Source organism: Massilia horti (genome assembly GCF_004614195.1).
In the GTDB taxonomy this organism is placed as follows: Bacteria; Pseudomonadota; Gammaproteobacteria; order Burkholderiales; family Burkholderiaceae_D; genus Telluria; species Telluria horti.
Genome location: NZ_SPUM01000011.1, coordinates 1 through 18,202 on the forward strand (window position 1 = coordinate 1; position 18,202 = coordinate 18,202).

General features: G+C 67.9%; 12 protein-coding genes. 11 read left to right on the forward strand and 1 reads right to left on the reverse strand.

Translation table 11 applies throughout. The annotated features are described in order from the left end of the window. The 6 genes from E4O92_RS24680 to E4O92_RS02040 all read left to right on the forward strand — a co-directional run. Positions 1 to 323: hypothetical protein (locus E4O92_RS24680; protein WP_206076796.1), on the forward strand; the 323-nt coding region annotated here is incomplete at its 5' end. Beyond that, positions 320 to 922 carry a chemotaxis protein CheW gene (locus E4O92_RS02020; protein WP_167759667.1) on the forward strand — a complete coding sequence of 201 codons (603 nt, stop codon included), beginning with the start codon at positions 320 to 322 and terminating at the stop codon, positions 920 to 922. The genes E4O92_RS24680 and E4O92_RS02020, both read left to right, overlap by 4 nt. Before the next feature lie 13 nt (positions 923 to 935). Continuing rightward, on the forward strand, positions 936 to 2,570 hold the full coding sequence (locus E4O92_RS02025) for a methyl-accepting chemotaxis protein (protein ID WP_135188080.1): 1,635 nt from the start codon (positions 936 to 938) through the stop codon (positions 2,568 to 2,570). A 3-nt stretch (positions 2,571 to 2,573) separates the two neighbouring features. Next, positions 2,574 to 4,697, forward strand: coding sequence for a hybrid sensor histidine kinase/response regulator (locus E4O92_RS02030; protein WP_135188081.1), 2,124 nt, complete (start codon positions 2,574 to 2,576; stop codon positions 4,695 to 4,697). Between the two features lie 10 nt (positions 4,698 to 4,707). Continuing rightward, positions 4,708 to 5,772, forward strand: a complete 1,065-nt coding sequence (locus E4O92_RS02035; RefSeq protein WP_135188082.1) for a chemotaxis protein CheB — start codon at positions 4,708 to 4,710, stop codon at positions 5,770 to 5,772. Positions 5,773 to 5,780: 8 nt separating this feature from the next. Further along, the gene (locus E4O92_RS02040; protein WP_135188083.1) at positions 5,781 to 8,906 is read left to right on the forward strand and encodes an EAL domain-containing protein; all 3,126 of its coding nucleotides are present in this window, start codon (positions 5,781 to 5,783) and stop codon (positions 8,904 to 8,906) included. Here E4O92_RS02040 and E4O92_RS02045 read toward each other — a convergent pair. Beyond that, the gene (locus E4O92_RS02045; RefSeq protein ID WP_135188084.1) at positions 8,881 to 10,173 is read right to left on the reverse strand and encodes an NCS2 family permease; all 1,293 of its coding nucleotides are present in this window, start codon (positions 10,171 to 10,173) and stop codon (positions 8,881 to 8,883) included. The two genes, E4O92_RS02040 and E4O92_RS02045, sit on opposite strands and share 26 nt — an antisense overlap. 375 nt (positions 10,174 to 10,548) lie before the next feature. On the opposite strand from E4O92_RS02045, the gene E4O92_RS02050 reads away from it, so the two are divergent. The 5 genes from E4O92_RS02050 to E4O92_RS02070 all read left to right on the forward strand — a co-directional run bounded on the left by E4O92_RS02050 (position 10,549) and on the right by E4O92_RS02070 (position 17,868). Next, positions 10,549 to 11,811: a porin gene (locus tag E4O92_RS02050; RefSeq protein WP_135188085.1), complete on the forward strand. Its 1,263-nt coding sequence runs from the start codon at positions 10,549 to 10,551 to the stop codon at positions 11,809 to 11,811. A 91-nt stretch (positions 11,812 to 11,902) separates the two neighbouring features. Beyond that, positions 11,903 to 14,038 carry a glycoside hydrolase family 28 protein gene (locus tag E4O92_RS02055; RefSeq protein ID WP_135188086.1) on the forward strand — a complete coding sequence of 712 codons (2,136 nt, stop codon included), beginning with the start codon at positions 11,903 to 11,905 and terminating at the stop codon, positions 14,036 to 14,038. Positions 14,039 to 14,193: 155 nt separating this feature from the next. Next, complete coding sequence (locus E4O92_RS02060; RefSeq protein ID WP_229482950.1) at positions 14,194 to 14,910, forward strand: GntR family transcriptional regulator; 717 nt, start codon at positions 14,194 to 14,196, stop codon at positions 14,908 to 14,910. A gap of 81 nt (positions 14,911 to 14,991) precedes the next feature. Beyond that, a complete protein-coding gene (locus E4O92_RS02065) occupies positions 14,992 to 16,593 on the forward strand; it encodes a methyl-accepting chemotaxis protein (protein ID WP_135188087.1) in 1,602 nt (533 codons plus the stop codon). A 57-nt stretch (positions 16,594 to 16,650) separates the two neighbouring features. Then, positions 16,651 to 17,868, forward strand: a complete 1,218-nt coding sequence (locus E4O92_RS02070; protein WP_135188088.1) for a hypothetical protein — start codon at positions 16,651 to 16,653, stop codon at positions 17,866 to 17,868. Positions 17,869 to 18,202: the final 334 nt, after the last annotated feature.

Sequence of the window (18,202 nt, forward strand, 5' to 3'; positions counted from 1 at the left end):
GAGACAGACCCAAGCGCGGCTACGCGCCCGCGCGCGAGCGCCTGGCGGCGGCGCAACTGGCGCTGGACCATGGCGACGGCGCCGGCGCCCGGCATCATCTCAAGCGACTGCTGTACCTCGAGCCGGACTCGATCCTCGGGCACTACCTGAGCGGGATCGCCCACATGGCCACCGGCTCGCGTACGCGAGCGCGGCGCCAGTTCGGCGTGAGCGCCGTGCTGCTTGACGGATTGGCCGACGACGCGCCGGTGCCGGGCGCGGACGGTTGGCAAGCCGGGGCGCTGCGCGCCTTGGTGGCGACATGGATGGAGCGTGCCGCATGAGCCGAACTTTTGATTGGGATGAGATCGCGCGCCGGCTGGCGCGCAGCCAGTCCGCGGCCGATCCGGACGCGGCCGACACAGAGGAACGCAACCGGGTGCTGCAGGCGCGCGCCGCGGCGCTGGCGCGTCCCGCGCCCGAGCTGGTCGACAGCGCCAGCGCCGACCAGTTCGAGGTGCTGGTGTTCGAGGTCGCGGGTGAACGCTACGCGGTGGCCAATACCTGGGTTGCCCGGGCGCTGCCGATGCCGGCGCTGACGGCGCTTCCGGGCACGCCCAACCACGTGGTCGGGATCGTTCCGTACGGCGGCCGGGTGCTGGCGGTGCTCGACCTGCGTTCGCTGCTGGCGCTGCCTTTGTCGCGCCTGGTCGAGCCGACCGGGCTGGTGCTCTTGCAAGGCGCGGCGGTGGAATTTGCGCTGCTGGCCGATGCGATTGCCGGCGTGCGGCGCTACCGGCTCGCCGACCTCGGGCCGGAGCCGGAGCGGCTCGGCCGGATGCGTCCCGGCTACCTGCTGGGAGTGACACCGGACCGCACCGCGGTCCTGGACGCGGAGAAGTTATTGAACGATCCGGCACTGGTTGTGCAGGCCGGTGCCTGAGTAAAGGAAACCCATGACCGTACTTACGAACATGAGCACGCGCGGCAAGCTGGTGGCCGGATTTGGCGTGCTGATCCTGTTCCTGGCGTTTGACAGCGCCTCGAACTACCGCGACATCAGCGAGCTCAAGAAAGCGCAGCAGGCGCTGCTTGACGACGACCTGGCGGCCGCATTCAACGTGACCAACCTGCGCAATGAACTCAATCGCGAGCGCGTGGCCATGCTGACCCTGGCTGTGGCCGATGGCGCGGATCATGCCGCGCTGATCGAGCGTATGGCCGAGGCCCAGCGCAGCCTGGCGGCGGTGGACGCCAAGCTCGACGCCAACGTGGTGCGCGACCCGGAATTCGGCCATTCGCTGGCCCGGCTCAAGGTCGCGCTGCGCGAGTACCAGGCGGTGCGCGACCAACAGGTGCTGCCGGCGCTGAAGGCCGGGCGCGCCGCCGTCGCGGCGCCTGCGATCGCCGGCGAGCTGCAGCGCAAGTTCGAACCGCTGCGCGACATCGCCGACCAGATCAGCGCCGAGCAGTTTGCGCAGGCTGCGCGCCGCATGCGCAGCTCGGAGGCACTGGTCGACCATTCGCGTTTGACCATGGTCGTGTGCAACGTGGCGGCGCTGCTGGCCGCAATCGGGCTGGTGATCTGGCTCGACCGCAGGATCGCGGTCCCGCTCACGAAGGCCACCGAGGCCGCCGGGCGTATTGCCACGGGCGACCTGACGGTCGAGGTGCCGCCCGCGCAGGGCAGCGACGAGGTGGGCCAGTTGCTGGCGGCGCTGGCGCGCATGGTCGACTCGTGGCGCCACCTGGTGGCCGAGACCAACAGCGGCATCGCCACGCTCTCCGCGGCCACCGGCGAGATCCTGGCCAGCACCATGCAGGGCGCGGTCGGGGCGTCCCAGACTGCGGCCGCGGTCAGCGAAACCAGCACCACGGTGGACGAGGTCAAGCAGACCGCGCTCCTGGCAAGCGAGAAGTCGCGCGTGGTGTCGGATGCCTCGCAGGAGGCGGCGCGCGTGGCCAACCGCGGACGCCAGGCAATCGAGGAGGGCATGCGCGGCATGGAGAGCGTGCGTGCGACCATGGAATCGATCGCCGATACCATTGTGCGCCTGTCCGAACGCAGCCAGGCGATCGCCGAGATCATCGTATCCGTCGGTGGCCTGTCCGACCAGTCGAACCTGCTGGCGGTGAACGCGGCGATCGAGGCGGCCAAGGCGGGCGAACACGGCAAGGGTTTCGCGGTGGTGGCGCAGGAAGTGCGCACGCTGGCCGAGCAGTCGCGCGAGGCGACGCGCCAGGTGCGCGAGATCCTGGGCGAAATCCAGAAATCGATCGGCGCGGCGGTGATGATCACTGAGCAGGGCGCGAGGACAGTCGGGCAGGGCGTGATCCAGACCACCGAGGCCGGCGAGGCGATCCGGTCGCTGTCCGAGAGCATCGCCCGCGCCGCCGAGGCCGCGGCGCAGATCGCCGCCTCGAGCCAGCAGCAACTGGCCGGCATGGACCAGGTGGCGCAGGCGATGGATAACATCAACCAGGTCAGCGCCGAGAATGCGGCCGGTTCGCGCCAGTCGGAGCAGGCGGCACAGAACCTGCACGAGCTGGGCCAGAAGCTGCGCCAGTTGAGCGAGCGCTTCCGGGTCTGATCGATGAGCGAGCCGACCCAGGCCTTCCTGCAGCGGTTGCGCGCGATCTTCGCCGACGAGGCGCGCGAGCACCTGCAGCAGATCGAGGCCGGACTGCTCGGCCTGGAGCAGACCGGCGCGCCGGCGTACGCGGCCCTGACCGAGCAGCTGCTCAAGACGCTGCATACCTTGAAAGGGGCGGCGCGCTCGGTGGACCTGGATGCCCTGGAACGCCTGTGCCATGCGCTGGAAGGAGCGTTGACGGCGGCGGCCGGTGCGCCAGGCGCGCTTGGCGCCAGCGATTTCGACTGCCTGTACCAGTGCGTGGCGGTGGCGCGCGAGCTGGCCGGTTCGCCGGCGGGCAGGGTGCGCAATCAGGCTGTCGCGTTGTGCGCGCAGCTTGAGCTGCTGGCCGCGCGGCTGCAAGGCGCGCCGGTGGATGGTGCCCTGCCTGCGGCGGCGCCTGAGGATGATTCGCCTGCGCCGGCTGCGCCAGCGAGCGCTGCGCCTGAGGCATTGCGCGGCCTGGTGCGGGTGGACGCGGCCTTGCTCGACACGCTGCGCGCGGAGGTCGAGGACCTGCTGGGCGCCGAACTGCGCTTTGCCCACCAGGCCGCCGAGCTGCGCACTCTGGCAGCCGAGATGGCGCAGCAGCGGCGCACCGCACGCGGGGTTCAAGCTGCTGCTGCCGGACCGGAGCTGCGCTGCGCGCGGCTGGCCGGGGAACTGGATGCTACCTGCGCCGACATGGCGGCCGCCCGGCGGCGCTTGATGGGCGCGGTGCTGGAAGCCGCGCTGGTGCCGTTCGCGACCGTGTTCGACGAGTTGCCGGCGCTGGTGCGCAAGCTGGCGCGCAGCCGCGGGCGCGAGGTTGTGCTCAGCGTCGAGGGCGAGCGCCTGCTGGTCGACCGCCGCGTCGCCGCCGCGCTGCGCGAAGCGCTGATCCACCTGGTCACCAATGCGGTCGACCATGGCATCGAGCCGCCGGCCCAGCGCGTGGATGCCGGCAAACCGGGCGCCGGCACGCTGCGGGTGAGCGCGATCCAGCGCGACACGCGCCAGGTGCTGGTGCGCGTGCTTGATGACGGCGCCGGCCTGGATGTGGAGGCGCTGGCGCGCGCCGCCGGAGTCGAGCTGGCGGCACTGCAGCAGATGGGCGAGCACGAGCGGCTCCGGTTGGCGCTGCGGCCGGGTGTCTCGACGGCCGCGCAGGTCACGCCGGTGTCCGGCCGGGGGCTGGGACTGGCGGTGGTGGCTGGCAAGGTGGCGCAGGTGGGCGGGACGCTAACGATCGACAGCGCGCCTGGGCGCGGTTGCAGTTTTGAACTGCTGCTGCCGGTCAGCCTGGCCAGCCTGCGCGCGGTGGTGGTGCAGGCGGCTGGCCAGCGCTATGCATTGCCGCTCTCCGCGCTGGCGTCGGTCCGCACGGTCACCCTAATCGACGTGCAGACCGTCGGCAACCGCGAGACGGTGGTGGTGGGCGATCGCGTGCTGCCGCTGGTGCGGCTTGGGGCGCTGTTCGGCGCCGCACCCTCAGCGCAGGCTGGCGGCGTGGCCCTGGTCGCCGCAGGCGATCGTCCATTCGCGCTGCTGGTGGACGAGATCGTGGCCGAGCAGGACGTCTTGCCCCGGCACCTGGGCCCGCTGCTGCGCCGGGTGCGCTACTTCAGCGGCGCGACCTTGCTCGGCGACGGTGCGCTGGTGCCGCTGATCGCGCTGGACGACATCGGCGCGGCTGCCCCGGTGTCGAACGAGGCGGCTTGCGCCCACGATATCGATGCCGGTGCGCGGCGGGTGCTGGTGGTGGAAGACTCGGTGACTTCGCGGGTGCTGCTCAAGCACATCCTGGAGGGCGCCGGCTACCTGGCCGAGACCGCGGCCGACGGGCTGGAGGCGCTGTCGCGGCTGCGCCAGGGGCGCTTTGACGCGGTGGTGAGCGACGTCGAGATGCCGCACATGGATGGCCTGGCGCTGACCGCGGCGATCCGCGCGGCGCGTGAGACCGCCGAGCTGCCGGTGATCCTGGTGACCTCGCTGCAGACCCCGGAAGAGCGCGAGCGCGGCCTGCATGCGGGGGCCGACGCCTACCTGACCAAGGGCGCGTTCGACCAGGACCGGCTGCTGGCCACGCTGCGCCGGCTGGCCTGAAGGGAGCGACATGATCCGGGTGCTGGTGGTCGACCATTCCCCTTCGGTGCGCGAACTGCTGGCGCAGATACTGGACGCCGACCCGCGCCTGCAGGTGGTGGGCCGCGCGCCCGGCGGCGAGCAGGCGCTGGCGATGTGCGCGCGACTGCGTCCGCACGTGGTGACGATTGACCTGCAGATGTCCGGCATGGATTGCCTGGAGGCGATCCGGCGCATCATGCGGGAATATCCGACCCCGATCGTGGTGCTCGGCGGCAGCGACAGCCCGGACGAGGTGGATGCCGGCTTTCGCGCGATCGAGGCCGGCGCGCTGGTGCTGGTGCGCCGTCCTCCGGAACCGGCGCACCCGGACCACGCCACGGCGGCACAGGCGCTGGTGCGCACGGTCAAGTCGATGGCCGAAGTGCGGGTGGTGCGGCGCTGGCCGGCGCGGCGGGGAGCGCACGGCGCCTCGCGGCCGGCAAGCCCGAAGCCGCACCGGCTGGTGCTGCTGGGCGCGTCGACCGGCGGCCCGGCGGTACTGCGCGATATCCTGGCCGAACTGGGACAGGACTTTGCGCTGTCGGTGGTGATCGTGCAGCACCTGCCGCCGGGGTTCAGCGCTGGCCTGGCCGGCTGGCTCGCCCACGCCAGCGGCTTTCCGGTGGCGCTGGCGGGGCACGACCAGCCCTTGAGCCCGGGCTGCGCCTGGCTGGCGCCGGATGGGTACCAATTGGGCGTCTCGCGCACGCTGTGCGCCGAGTTGTCGCTGGCGCCGCCCGAGCACGGCATGCGCCCGGCTGTGGCACACTTGTTTCGCAGCGTGCCGCCCGAACTGCGCGAACAGACGGTGGCCGCGCTCCTGACCGGGATGGGCAAGGACGGAGCGCAGGAACTGAAGCAGCTACGGGACGACGGTGCCATCACGATCGTCCAGGACCGCGCCAGCGCCGCGGTGTACGGCATGCCGGGCGAGGCGGTCCGGCTCGATGCCGCGCGGCTGGTGCTGGAGCCGACACAGATCGGCCGGGTGCTGCGGGCTATCGCCAATCATCCTGGCGGCGACTTGTCGCTGCTCGGACCACGAGAGGAGTGAGGGGACATATGCAACAAGAACAGGAAACAGTGGACATCCTCGTGGTCGAGGACAGCCCCACCCAGGCATGCCAGCTCGCGCACCTTCTCGCCGAGCAGGGTGGTTATACGGTGCGCGTGGCCGCCAATGGCGCAGAGGGGCTGGCGGCGGCGCGCGAGGCCACGCCGACGCTGATCGTGAGCGACATTAAGATGCCCGTCATGGACGGGTTTGAGCTGTGCCGGGAGATCAAGGGCGATCCCGCGCTGCGCGATGTGCCGGTGATCCTCCTGACTTCGCTCACCAGCCTGTACGACGTGATCCGCGGGCTGGACTGCGGAGCGGACAACTTCATCCGCAAGCCGTTCGACAGCAAGTACCTGCTGGGACGAGTGCGCTTCATCCTCGCCAACCGTGCCCTGCGCCGCGACGAGCGGGTGCAGTTGGGGATGCAGGTGACCCTCAGCGGACAGACCCATTTCATTACCGCCGAACGCCAGCAGATTTTCGACCTCTTGATCGCAACCTACGAGGAGGCGATCCAGTTGACCGAGGAACTCAAGGCGCAGCAGGCGCGGACCGAGCGCTCGTACCAGACCCTGGAAGGACTGTACAAGATCACCGAGGCGCTCAATCCGGCCCTGACAGAGCGCGCGGTGGCGGAGGCGGCGCTCGAGCGCGTGCTCGACTTTCCGGGCGTGGCCGGCGGCTGCCTCGCGCTGGTCGACGACCAAGGCGTGCTGCGGGTGGCGGCACTGCAGGCTGCCGGGTCCGATGCCCCGGCGCCGGGCGCGCAGCTGGACTGTGACTGCGCGCGCCGGCTCCTGGACGGCACGTTGCGTGCGCCGGAGGTGCTGCATGGTTGTCAGGCGCTGGGCGGCACCCACGCCTGCGTGCCGCTGTTGAGCGGGGAACGCGCGCTCGGGCTGCTGCACCTGCGCACCGGGCCGGAACCGCTCGACGCCGACCAACTGCACGTGCTGGGGACGATCGGTAACCAGATCGCGATCGCGATCGGACGCGCGCACCTGTATGGCAGGATGGAGTCGCTGGTGCGCTCGCGCACCGAGGCGCTGGCCTCGGAGCGCAACCTGCTCTCCGCGGTGGTCGAGACGTCGGGCGCGCTGGTGGCGCTGTGCGCGCCCAGCGGGCAGATCGTGCTTTACAACCGCGCCTGCGAGATGGCGCTCGGCTGGCCGGCCGACGAGGCGCTCGGACGGCCGGCGTGGGAGGTGTTCCGCATGGCCGGTGACGATCACGCGGTCAGGCGTTTTTTTCAGGGCCATCCGTCCGAACGGATGCCGCTGCAGATGGGCGGCCAGTGGCTGGCGCGCGACGGTGCTGCGCGTTCGGTGATCTGGTCGGGCACGGGCCTCGCGCGCGCCGATGGCTCGCTCGAGTACGTCCTGTTCAGCGGGCTGGATACGACCGAATTGCGCGGCGCCGAGGAGCGCCTGGAATACGTCAGCAAATTCGATGTGCTCACCGGGCTGCCGAACCGGATCCTGCTCGGCGAGCGCGTGCACCAGTTATCAAGCCAGGCGCGTGTCGCCGGGCAGGTGCTGGGCCTGATGTTGCTGCGCCTGGACCGGCAGTATTTGGTCCGCGAGACGCTCGGGCTGGACGCCGAAAAGGCGCTGCTGCAGCAGATCGCGCAGCGCCTGCTGCAGCCTGGCGGCGCCGACTTCGTCGCGCGCTTTTCGGATGCCACGTTCGCGCTGCTCGCCGTGCGCAGCGAGCCAGCCCGGCTGGCCGATGCGGCCCAGGCGGTACTGCGCGTGTTCGACACCCCGTTCGTGCTCGAGCAGGAGGAACTGCACCTGGAGGGTATGGTGGGGATCGCGGTGTTCCCGAACGACGGCGCCGAGTTCGAAGACCTGGTGCGCGCAGCTGAGGCGGCGCTGCGCGGCGCAGCCAATTCGCGCGAACAGCGCTTCGAGTTCTACCGGCCGGAACTGAACCGCGGCGCCAGCGAGCGCTTCAAGCTCGAAGGCGCCTTGCGCCGCGCGCTCGAGCGCAGCGAGTTCGAACTGCACTACCAGCCGCAGGTCGCCCTGGGCTCCGGCGCGATCATCGGCGTGGAAGCCCTGCTGCGCTGGCGCCATCCGGAGCGTGGGCTGCTCGGGCCGGGCGCCTTCATCGAGCTGGCGGAGGAAACCGGGCTGATCCTCCCGATCGGGGAGTGGGTGCTGCGCCGCGCTTGCGAGCAAACCCGGGCCTGGCAGCAGAACGGGGTGCCGGTGGTGCCGGTGTCCGTGAACCTGTCGGCGCGCCAGTTTGCGGAGCATATTCCGGAAACGGTGCGGCGCATCCTGGATGAGACCGGGCTCGATCCGGCGCTCTTGGAGCTGGAGCTGACCGAAAGCGCGTCGATGGACGACCCGAAGCGGACGTTCGAGATCCTGCGCCGGCTCAAGGAGATGGGAGTGTCGCTGGCGATCGACGACTTCGGGACCGGCTACTCGAGCCTGAACTACCTGAAGCGCTTCCCGGTGGACAAGCTGAAGCTGGACCAGTCGTTCGTGCGCGAGATCGTGTCCGATCCGCACGACCTGTCGATCGCGCGTGCCGTGATCGCGCTGGGCCATGGGCTGCGCCTGACGGTGATCGCCGAGGGCGTCGAGAGCGCCGCCCAACTGGCGCTGCTGGCGCGGCACGGCTGCGACGAAATGCAGGGCTATTTTTTCAGCCGCCCGGTGCCGGCCAGCGAGTGCGCGCGCCTGTTGTGCGACGGCGTGGCGCTTTCGGTTGATGCGATGCGGCCCGCGCCGGGACGGCGCACCGTGCTGTACGTGGAGGCGAACGCCGAGCTGCGCGATGCAAGGCGGCGCGCGCTGGCCGAGCGCGGCTATGATGTGCTGGGCGCGGCCGATGCGAAGGAAGCATTCGAGCTGCTGGCGCTGGCCGAGGTCGGGGTCGTCCTGTGCGCGGAGCAGGCCGGCGACTTGCCGAGCACCGAGCTGTTGGCACGGGTCGGGTCGATGTATCCGGAAGTGGTGCGCATCCTGCTAGTCAGTGGCACGGCGCCGCGCAATGCGCCGTTCTGGTGTCTGGCCGAGCCCGCGGCCGACGGCGTGCTGGGCGATGCGCTGGACGAGGCGTTCAGCGCGGCCAATGCGGCGGGCGCCGTCACGCGCCGATATAACCGATCTTGAACAGGAACAGCGCGGCGATGACCCAGATCACCGGCGCCACTTCGCGTGCACGGCCGGTGGTGAGCTTGAGCGCGCAGTAGGCGATGAAACCGAACGCGATGCCGTCCGCGATCGAGTAGGTGAACGGCATGGTCAGCGCGGTGACCACCGCCGGCACGCTCTCGGTGGTGTCGTGCCATGCGATGTCGACCAGGTCGTGCAGCATCAGGCACGCCACGAACAGCAGCGCCGGCGAGGTTGCGTAGGGCGGCACCACGGCCGCCAGCGGCGAGATGAACAGGCACGCCAGGAACAGCACGGCGACGGTGAGCGCGGTCAGTCCCGTGCGCCCGCCGGCCTGCACCCCGGCCGCGCTTTCCACAAAAGCGGTGGCGCTGGACGTGCCCAGCGCGGCGCCGACCACGATCGAGCCGCTGTCGGCCAGGAGCGCCTTGTTCAGCCTTTCCATCTTGCCCTCCACCAGCAGGCCCGCGCGGCTGGCCACCCCCATCAGGGTGCCGGTGGCGTCAAACAGTTCGACCAGGAAGAACACCAGCACCACGTTCAGGATGCCGGCCGACAGCGCGCCCGGGATATCCAGCTTGAACAGGGTAGGAACGATCGACGGCGGGAGCGAGAACACGCCGTTGAACTGGTTGCCGCCGAAGATGAAGCTCAGGATCGTGACAACGACGATACCGATCAGGATCGCGCCCTTCACGCGCAGGCGGTCGAGGGTGACGATCAGGATGAAGCCGACGATCGCCATCAGCGCGGGCGGCTGGTGCAGGTCGCCGGCCTTGACCAGGGTGGGCTCGCTGCCGACCACGATGCCGGCGCTTTTCATGGCGATCAGCCCCAGGAACAGGCCAATGCCGACCGTGATGCCGGTGCGTAGCGATGGCGGGATGCCGTTCACGATCATGCCGCGCAGTCCCAGCAGCGTGATGACGATGAACAGGCACCCGGAGATGAACACCGCGCCCAGCGCAGCCGGCCACGCGATGCCCATGCCAAGCACCACGGTGAACGCGAAGTAGGCGTTCAGGCCCATGCCCGGCGCCAGCGCGATCGGGTAGTTGGCATACAGGCCCATGATCGCGGTGCCCAGCGCCGAGACCAGGCAGGTCGCCACGAAGACGGCGTCCTTGGGCATGCCGGCGGCACCCAGGATGGCCGGGTTGACGAAGATGATGTAGGCCATCGTCAGGAAGGTGGTCAGGCCGGCCGTCAGTTCGGTGCGGGTGTCGGTGCCGCTTTCTTTGAGTCTGAAATAGTTTTCGAGCATGTTCCAAAGGCCTTTCGCTGGCTTGTGGGGCGCCGGCCGCCGCCGGTTGCAAATGTTGAAAGCATAGCATTGCAAAACCCGCCCGGGCGGCCGGGAAGGGCGTCTATACGATCCGGCTGCCTGTCAACTGTTGTTGCGTGTCCACGCAAAATATTACTCTACAGAAAAAATATTTGCGTTCAGTAATATATTACGCATACCATTCTGATATATCACCAACGCAACAAAGCAACAACAACGCAACAAAGCAACAACAACGCAACATCCCAACGCCGCACTCCCTGAGCTGTTAACTCCTGTCCGGTTTCATCCCCCTTTCCCAAGAGTTTGTACCACCGTGCCCGTTTTCGGGCGATTGAAAGAAGAGAGCATCACATGAAGTACTCCATTATCTCCCCGAACGGGAAATCGATCCTGGCGGCGGCTGCCCTGGCTTGCCTGTCCAATGCCGCGCTGGCCGACACCAACCTGAAGGTCGATACCACGATCTACGGCTTCCTGAACGGCCAGCTCGAGTCGGTCCAGGCGACCGGCGGTGCAACCCCCTACGACACCCGCGGCCGCGTCTCGGACGGCAATTCGCGTATCGGCTTCAAGGGCAACATCGCCGTGACCGATGACCTGAAGGGCATCTGGCAGATCGAGGCGGCGATGAACAGCTTCGACCAGGGCGGCGTCAACACCAAAGGCGAATCGTTCACCCTCAGCTCGCGCAATACCTATGTGGGTATCGAGAGCGCGCGCTTCGGCCAGCTGGTGGTCGGTAACAACGACTCGGTGTATCGCAGCCTGATCGGCTCGGGCGGCGAGCTAGGTGGCAACCTGGGCCTGACGGTGCACGGCCTGGACGTGTGGAACAACACCACCGCGCAGCTGTCGGGCAATGCCGACAGCGTGTTCTCGCGCGGCGAGGCGCGCTACAAAAATTCGGTGCACTACCTGTCGCCGACGGTGTACGGCCTGCAGGTGGGCGGCTCCTACGGCTTCGACGAGAACCAGGGCAGCATCGTGAACCGCAGCCGCTGGTCGGTGGCCGCCAAGTACACCTACGGTCCGTTGTCGGTGGGCGTGGGCTATGACCGTCAGCGCCACACCGGCGTGAACACCGATGCGCTGATCGAAGGCTACGGCATGCGCACTACCGTGGTGCCTGGCGTGAACACCAGCTTTGCCAAGGTCGTCGCCACCTACAGGCTGCCGACCCGCACCACCCTGGGCCTGGGCTTCGAGCAGGGCAAGTATGGCTACCTGGACGTCGCCGTGCCGACCTCGTCGGATTTCTACACGGGCACCACCGTCGGCACCATGAAGCAGAACGCGGTCATGGGCTCGGTCACCCAGGAATTCGGCGCCGCCACCGTGATGGCCTCGTACGGCAAGCTGTTCGACCTGAAGGGCACCACCTTCGGCAAGCCGGGCGACTTCGGCGCGAACCAGTTCTCGATCGGCGCCACTTACGCACTGAACAAGGTCCTGATGCCGTACGTGTACTACACCAAGATCCGCAATCGTTCGCAGCAAAACGTGAACTTCGGCCAGGCCCCGATCTACAGCAACAACATCGGCAAGGATGACGCCTTCCTGGCTCCGGGCGACAGCCCGCGCGCCTTTGGCGTTGGCCTGATCGCGCGCTTCTAAGCGCCGCAACCCAGACTTTCGGGCCGGCCTTGGCGAGACTGGCCGGCCAGACGAAAAGAAGTAGAAGCAAGAATCACCGGAGATGTCAGTAATGAAGAAGCAAGACAACAAACTGCAGGGCGCGCGCCTGGCGCTGCCGATGCTGGCCGTGGCGGCCTCGCTCGCAGCATGCGGCGGCGGCAATGGCGGTTCGGCCGAATCGGCCGTCACCTATACCGCCGGCAGCGTTTTCCAGGTCGGCACCACGTCGTTCGACCCCAACCTGCCGCCCGAGCCGACCCTCCCAAGCGAAAGCGCCGTCTGCGCCACGCTGGAAGCATCGAACAACCTGGTAAGCCGTCCGGACGGCTCGCTGCCGCCTGAAGCCGATCCATCCAAGTCGGGCGTGGGCGTCGCGGTCGACCCGGCCACCGCCAACCCTGACCAGGCCCGCATCCAGGCCGCGCTGGACGCCTGCGGCGCGCTGGTGGATTCCGAAGTGGGCGCCAAGATCGCCTCCGCCGATGCTGCCGCAACCGCGGCCCAGGTGGCGGCTGCCAAGCCGAACGTCAACATTGCCGGCGTCTCGGGCGAGGAACTGGCCAAGCCGCAGTACCGCGCCAGCAAGTACGCGGTGCGCCTGGTCGTCAACTCGAAGGGCCCGGGCAACGGCTTCATCACCGGCCCGCTGACCCTGCCGTCCGGCGTGACCCTGTGGATCGACAAGGGCGTCACCATGTACGCCACCCGCGACGCCAAGGCATTCGCGCCGAACCTGAATGGTCCGTACTGCGCCAACACCGCGGTGTCCGCGTCCAAGGCCGGCAGCTCGGGCAACTGCCTGCCGCTGATCGGCGGTAACAACCTGGTCAACTCAGCCGTGATGGGCGACGGCCGCATCGACAGCCGCGCGTACGCCGAGATTGTCACCACCGACAAGCTGTACCCGCTGATGAAGGTCGACATGACCTGCTCGAACACCTACACGTCTTACGCGGCCGGCAAGCAGGCAGCCGACGGCACGTCGTGCGACAACGGCGGCACCGTGGTCGATTCCAAGTCGTCCGCGCGCAACATGACCTGGTGGGACCTGGCCTACCTGGGCAACATGGTCCAGAACGGCACCACCGGCTACGGTTCGCAGTCGAACTTCCGCATGATGGTGTTTAACTACGCGAAGAACCTGACGCTGTACCGCATCACCCTGAACAACAGCGCCAACTTCCACGTGGTACCGAGCGGCGTCGACGGCCTGACCGTGTGGGGCGTGAAGGTGCAGACCCCGTCGCTGGCCGCGTTCGCCAACCCGGCAGGCAACGGCAACCCGCTGTACACCGGCGAGGTCTACAACGAAGACAACGTGAAGAACACCGACGCCTTCGACCCGGGTTCGGCCTCCAAGCGGCTCGACGACTACCTGACCACCGGCTCCAAGTCCAAGTCAGCCACCAAGATGGCGTTCGACGGCTACCTGAAGAACTTCGTCTTCGCCTATAACTACGTGTCGACCGGCGACGACGACATGGCGTTCAAGGGCAGCAACAACCCGTCCCCGGCCGGCTCGGGCCTGCTGGCGATCGACGGCAAGCGCGACGTGCGTTCGGACCGCAAGTACGGCATGGTCGTGGCCCACAACCACATCTACTGGGGCCACGGCATTTCGGTCGGTTCCGAGACCAATGCCGGCGTGACCAACGTGGAGGTGTACGACAACTCGTTCTGGCGGTCGGAAGAGGGCCTGCGCATCAAGTCGGACTACGCCCGCGGCGGTGAGGTCAGCAACATCCGTTACGAGAACATCTGCATCAAGGATGCGCTCAACGGCCTGCTGTTCACCCCGTACTACAGCACCAAGGCCCTGCCGGCCAACGGCCCGCTGTTCCCGAACTTCCATGACATCACCATGAACAACGTGCGCATCATGGGCAAGACCACCGTTAAACTGCAGGGCTTCCAGGCTAATACCGGCGGCTATAGCAACCCGCAGTATCCGCTGGTGATGACGATGAATAACGTGGTAGCGGACGACCCGTCGGCGATCAACGTGATCTCGTCGGACGCCAAGCTGACGATCAAGGGCGTGAACCTGCCGCTGGTGGCCACCGCGGACAACCGCAACGTGATCAACGGCGTGCCGACCAAGGCTGTCGACCCGAACAAGGTGGTGGACTGCTCCAAGGCCTTTGTCGACTTCCCGGCGATCGGCGCCTCCAACTACTTCGGCTCGACCTGGGATTCGCAGCGCTAATCGCGCACGACCAGGGCAGTCAGAGCATTAGTTGGGCAATCAGGAGCGCCCCGCCTGCCTTCGGGCGGCCGGGGCGCTTCTTTTTTGGCCAGATTGTTGAGCGATGCGGCCGAGTAGCTTGAGTGATCCGGCAGAGTAGCGCTACACTCGCATTTATGAAAAATAATATAAATAAAGTCACCGGGACGGAGACCGACAGCGGCGTGACCGCGTCGCGCCGGGTATATCAATCGCTGCGCCAGCGCATTGTGGAGATGCGCATGCTGCCGCGCGAGCGCATCGTCGAACGCGATATCGCCGAGGAATTCGGCACCAGCCGCACCCCGGTGCACGAGGCGGTGCTGCGGCTGGCCGACGAGGGTCTGATCGAGGTGGTGCCGCGTTCAGGCACGTTTGTCGCGCGCATTCCGCTCGACGGGCTGGAGCAGGCCATGCTGGTGCGCGATGCGCTTGAGACGGCGATCATCGAAAAAGCCGCGACGCGCGCAACGCCCGGCTGCGTGGACCGGCTGCGGGCGATCCTGGCGCAGCAGGAGGCGGCAATCGAGTCAGGCGACCTGCACGCCTTCCACCGCACCGACGAGCTGTTCCACTCGACCCTGGCCGAGCTGTCAGGCTACCCCGGGGTGTGGCCGATCATCGCCCAGGCCAAGATCCAGGTGGACCGCTACCGCCAATTGACCCTGCCGCTGGCCGGCCGCATGCAAGAGGTGCTCAAGCAGCACCGCGACGTGCTGGACGCGGTCGCCTCGGGCGATCCGGCGCGCGCCGCGCAGGCCATGCATGAACATCTCGACCGTGTGTTGCCCGTGTTGGAAATTACCCGCAAATTGCGGCCGGAGTTCTTCACTGCGCAGCTAGGTCCACGTTAAAATTGCTATGAATCAAGTTTCTTCCCACCAGCGCGGCGGTCTGCCGCTGTCTCACTAACCCGGTTCGTCTTAAGGTACCCGATGAAAGTCTCCACGCGCCTCGTCATTCTCGTCTGCACCGCCTTGACCGGTCTTGCCGCACTCGGTGGCCTTAGCCTGTACAGCCTGCAACGCTCGCAGTTGTCCGGCCGCGAGGCCCAGATCCGCAACATGCTGATCATGGGCGAACACCTGGTCGCGCACTACCAGGGTCTACAGCAGCAGGGCAAGCTGACCGAAGAGCAGGCCCAGGCCGCAGCCAAGGAAGCGCTGACCCAGCTGAACAACGAGGGCAAGAGCTACTACTGGGTGCGCCTGCCGGACGGCCTGAACCTGGTGCACCCGAACCCGAAGAACATCGGCAAGATCGCCGCCGGCGAAACGATGGACGGCAAGCCCGACGCGCAGGCCTATCGCGAAGGGCTGGCCCAGGACCGGATCGCGTTGGTCAACATGAAGACCAAGCACCCGAAGACCGGCGAGATGGCCGCCAAGCTGAATGGCGTGATCGAGTTCCGGCCATGGAACTGGTGGATCGGCACCGGCTTTTTCAACGACGAGCTCGACAACGAATTCTGGAGCCAGGCGTGGCGCGTGTTCGCCTTCATCGCGCTGGCGCTGCTGGTGATTTCGGTGCACGGCTGGCGCCTGGTGGTCAGCATCCGGACCACCCTGGGCGGCGACCCGGCAGAAGCGGCCGCCGTGACGCGCCGCATCGCCGGCAAGGACCTGTCGGAACCGGTGGTGCTGGACGGCGTGGCCGAAGGCAGCCTGCTGCAGGCGATCGCCCAGATGCAGCGCGAGCTGGCCGCGACCGTGCGCCGCATCCGCACCCACGCCGCGACGATCGCCTCGTCCTCGAGCCAGATCGCGGAGGGCAACCTGGACCTGTCGGCGCGCACCGAGGCGCAGGCCAGCTCGCTGGAGGAAACCGCAGCCGCGATGGAAGAACTGACCGGCACCGTGCGCCAGAATGCCGAGCACGCCCACCACGCCAACGAATTGGCGCGGCAGGCGTCGACCGCGGCGCAAGGCGGCGGCGCCGTCATGGCCGACGTGGTGCGTTCGATGGGCGCGATCGAGGCCTCGTCCAAGCGCATCGGCGACATCATCGGCGTGATCGACGCGATCGCGTTCCAGACCAACATCCTGGCGCTCAATGCCGCGGTGGAGGCGGCACGCGCGGGCGAGCAGGGCCGCGGCTTCGCGGTGGTGGCGGGCGAGGTGCGCAACCTGGCGCAGCGCTCGGCTTCGGCGGCGCATGAGATCAAGGCGCTGATCGGCGACTCGATGGCGGAGGTCGGCAACGGCAGCCGCCTGGTCAACCAGGCCGGCACGGCGATGCAGGGCATCGTCACCGCCATCTCCGAGGTGTCGGCCATCATCGGCGAGATCAGCGCGGCGGGCCAGGAGCAGACCCAGGGCATCGACCAGGTCAACCAGGCGGTGGCCGGCATGGACGAGGCCACGCAGCAGAACGCGGCACTGGTCGAGGAAGCCGCCGCCAGCGCGCAGGCGCTGCAGGAACTGGCGCGCGAACTGGCCGAGCTGGTGGCGGTGTTCCAGCTGGACGAGGGCAGCCCGGCCGCGAAGGTTGCGGCCCGGGTGCCGGCGCAGGCGCGCACACGCGCGCTTACGGCCTAGTGGTGAACAGGGCGGCGGTGCTACCATGTCGCCCTATTCATTCATTTGCATCATGCCATGCCCAGACATAAGCGTCCGCTTCCCCGCAAGTCCAACAACATAACCGGGCCCGACGTCGACTCGCAGGCCCAGGCGCTGGCGGACCTGGCGCTTGCGATCGTCGAGCACGAGGACGACGACCTGCAGCAGCAAGCCGGGAGCGAGGCCGAGCTGGCGACAGAGGTGCGGCGCGCGCTGCGGCGCCGCCACGACGAGGTCCTGTACGGCGCGGTCGAGCTGGCGCGCTACAGCGATCCGGAGGCCTGCCGCCTGCTGCGCGGGCGCATCGAGGAAGAAGCGGCGACCCTGCGCATCCGGCGCGAAGACGCGCCCGAGCTCGAGATCGACGCCTTCCTGGTGCCGATCTTCGTGCAAAGCGCAGGCGGGCTGAATGCGGCCGAAGCCTTCCAGGACGACGCCGCTTACGAGGCGCTTACCGCCAGCTTCAAGCAGGCGGGCCTGGACAGCCTTGACGCCAAGGTCGCGCTGATCCGCTACGCCTACGACCTGGATGAAATCGACGGCATCAACTACAGCACCCTGCACGAGATGCTGCGCGAGGCGGCGGCCTCGCTGCTTGACAAGAAGCTGGCGCCGGCGCCGCTGATCGAAGCCTCCATGCGCGGCTGGACCGGCGAAGGATTCGCGCCGGACGAGATGGCGATGCAGCTGCGTTTCCTGCTCGGCTTTTCGCTCAAGCGCGCCGACGACCCGTTCTATCGGGTGCCGGACGACGAAGCCGGCGCCGATGCGTATTTCGAGCGGCGCATGGAGCGCTACCAGCGCTGGACTGCGGATGTGGAGCCGCTGGTGGCGCGCTGCCTCGCGTTTGATCCGGGGCGGCTGACGCTGAACTTCCTGTATCAGGACTTGTTCTATGGCGCCAAGGAGCAGGGTCTGTCCGAGCTGGCGATGCTGGGCACGCTGTCGGAAGTGAGCCGTGTGCTGGCCGAAAAACAGCTCGAGGCCCAACAGGTGCATGCGGTAGTCGCGCCGCTGGAAGGAGTAGGGCAGATCGTCCTGCGCATCAACCTGTATGCCGTCGACGGCGGGCCGCCGTGGGCGACGCTGGAAAAGCCGGTCGACTTGTCGGCCGATCTGGGTTCGGAGCTGGACGACTTGTGCGAGGCGTTGGTGGCGCTGGGACTGGAGGGCGTTTCGGTGGCCGAGGGCTTCGATGCGGACGGGCACCCGCAGGGCGCCGAACCGTATGCGCCGGACGCGGACGAGCAATAAGGGCCGGCAGGCGGGAGCGCTTGCTCCTCGCCTGCGCTGACTACCTGCCACGCTGCGCATGAGCCGTCGTAGGGTGCGCACCAGTGCGCACGCGGTCAACGTGTGCTGACTTGCGGCTGTTGCGTCACTACGCTTCTTTCGCGAACCGCGTGCGCACAGGTGCGCACCCTACGGCACTCCGCTGCTTTCGCGAACCGCGTGCGATTCTTTACTTACTTCACCTCAACCGCTTGCTCGTCGTTCCCGCGAAGGCGGGAATCCATGCAGACGCCGAATTCTTGCGGCGTGCGCAATCACCGCTCCAACTCAGCATGGGTTCCCGCCTACGCGGGAA

Bases quoted from the DNA above. Each gene is read 5' to 3' on its own strand.
- E4O92_RS02065 (WP_135188087.1), top strand. From the start codon at position 14,992: ATGAAAGTCTCCACGCGCCTCGTCATTCTCGTCTGCACCGCCTTGACC.
- E4O92_RS02055 (WP_135188086.1), top strand. From the start codon at position 11,903: ATGAAGAAGCAAGACAACAAACTGCAGGGCGCGCGCCTGGCGCTGCCG.
- E4O92_RS02050 (WP_135188085.1), top strand. From the start codon at position 10,549: ATGAAGTACTCCATTATCTCCCCGAACGGGAAATCGATCCTGGCGGCG.
- E4O92_RS02020 (WP_167759667.1), top strand. From the start codon at position 320: ATGAGCCGAACTTTTGATTGGGATGAGATCGCGCGCCGGCTGGCGCGC.
- E4O92_RS02025 (WP_135188080.1), top strand. From the start codon at position 936: ATGACCGTACTTACGAACATGAGCACGCGCGGCAAGCTGGTGGCCGGA.
- E4O92_RS02035 (WP_135188082.1), top strand. From the start codon at position 4,708: ATGATCCGGGTGCTGGTGGTCGACCATTCCCCTTCGGTGCGCGAACTG.
- E4O92_RS02070 (WP_135188088.1), top strand. From the start codon at position 16,651: ATGCCCAGACATAAGCGTCCGCTTCCCCGCAAGTCCAACAACATAACC.
- E4O92_RS02045 (WP_135188084.1), bottom strand. From the start codon at position 10,173: ATGCTCGAAAACTATTTCAGACTCAAAGAAAGCGGCACCGACACCCGC.
- E4O92_RS02030 (WP_135188081.1), top strand. From the start codon at position 2,574: ATGAGCGAGCCGACCCAGGCCTTCCTGCAGCGGTTGCGCGCGATCTTC.
- E4O92_RS02060 (WP_229482950.1), top strand. From the start codon at position 14,194: ATGAAAAATAATATAAATAAAGTCACCGGGACGGAGACCGACAGCGGC.
- E4O92_RS02040 (WP_135188083.1), top strand. From the start codon at position 5,781: ATGCAACAAGAACAGGAAACAGTGGACATCCTCGTGGTCGAGGACAGC.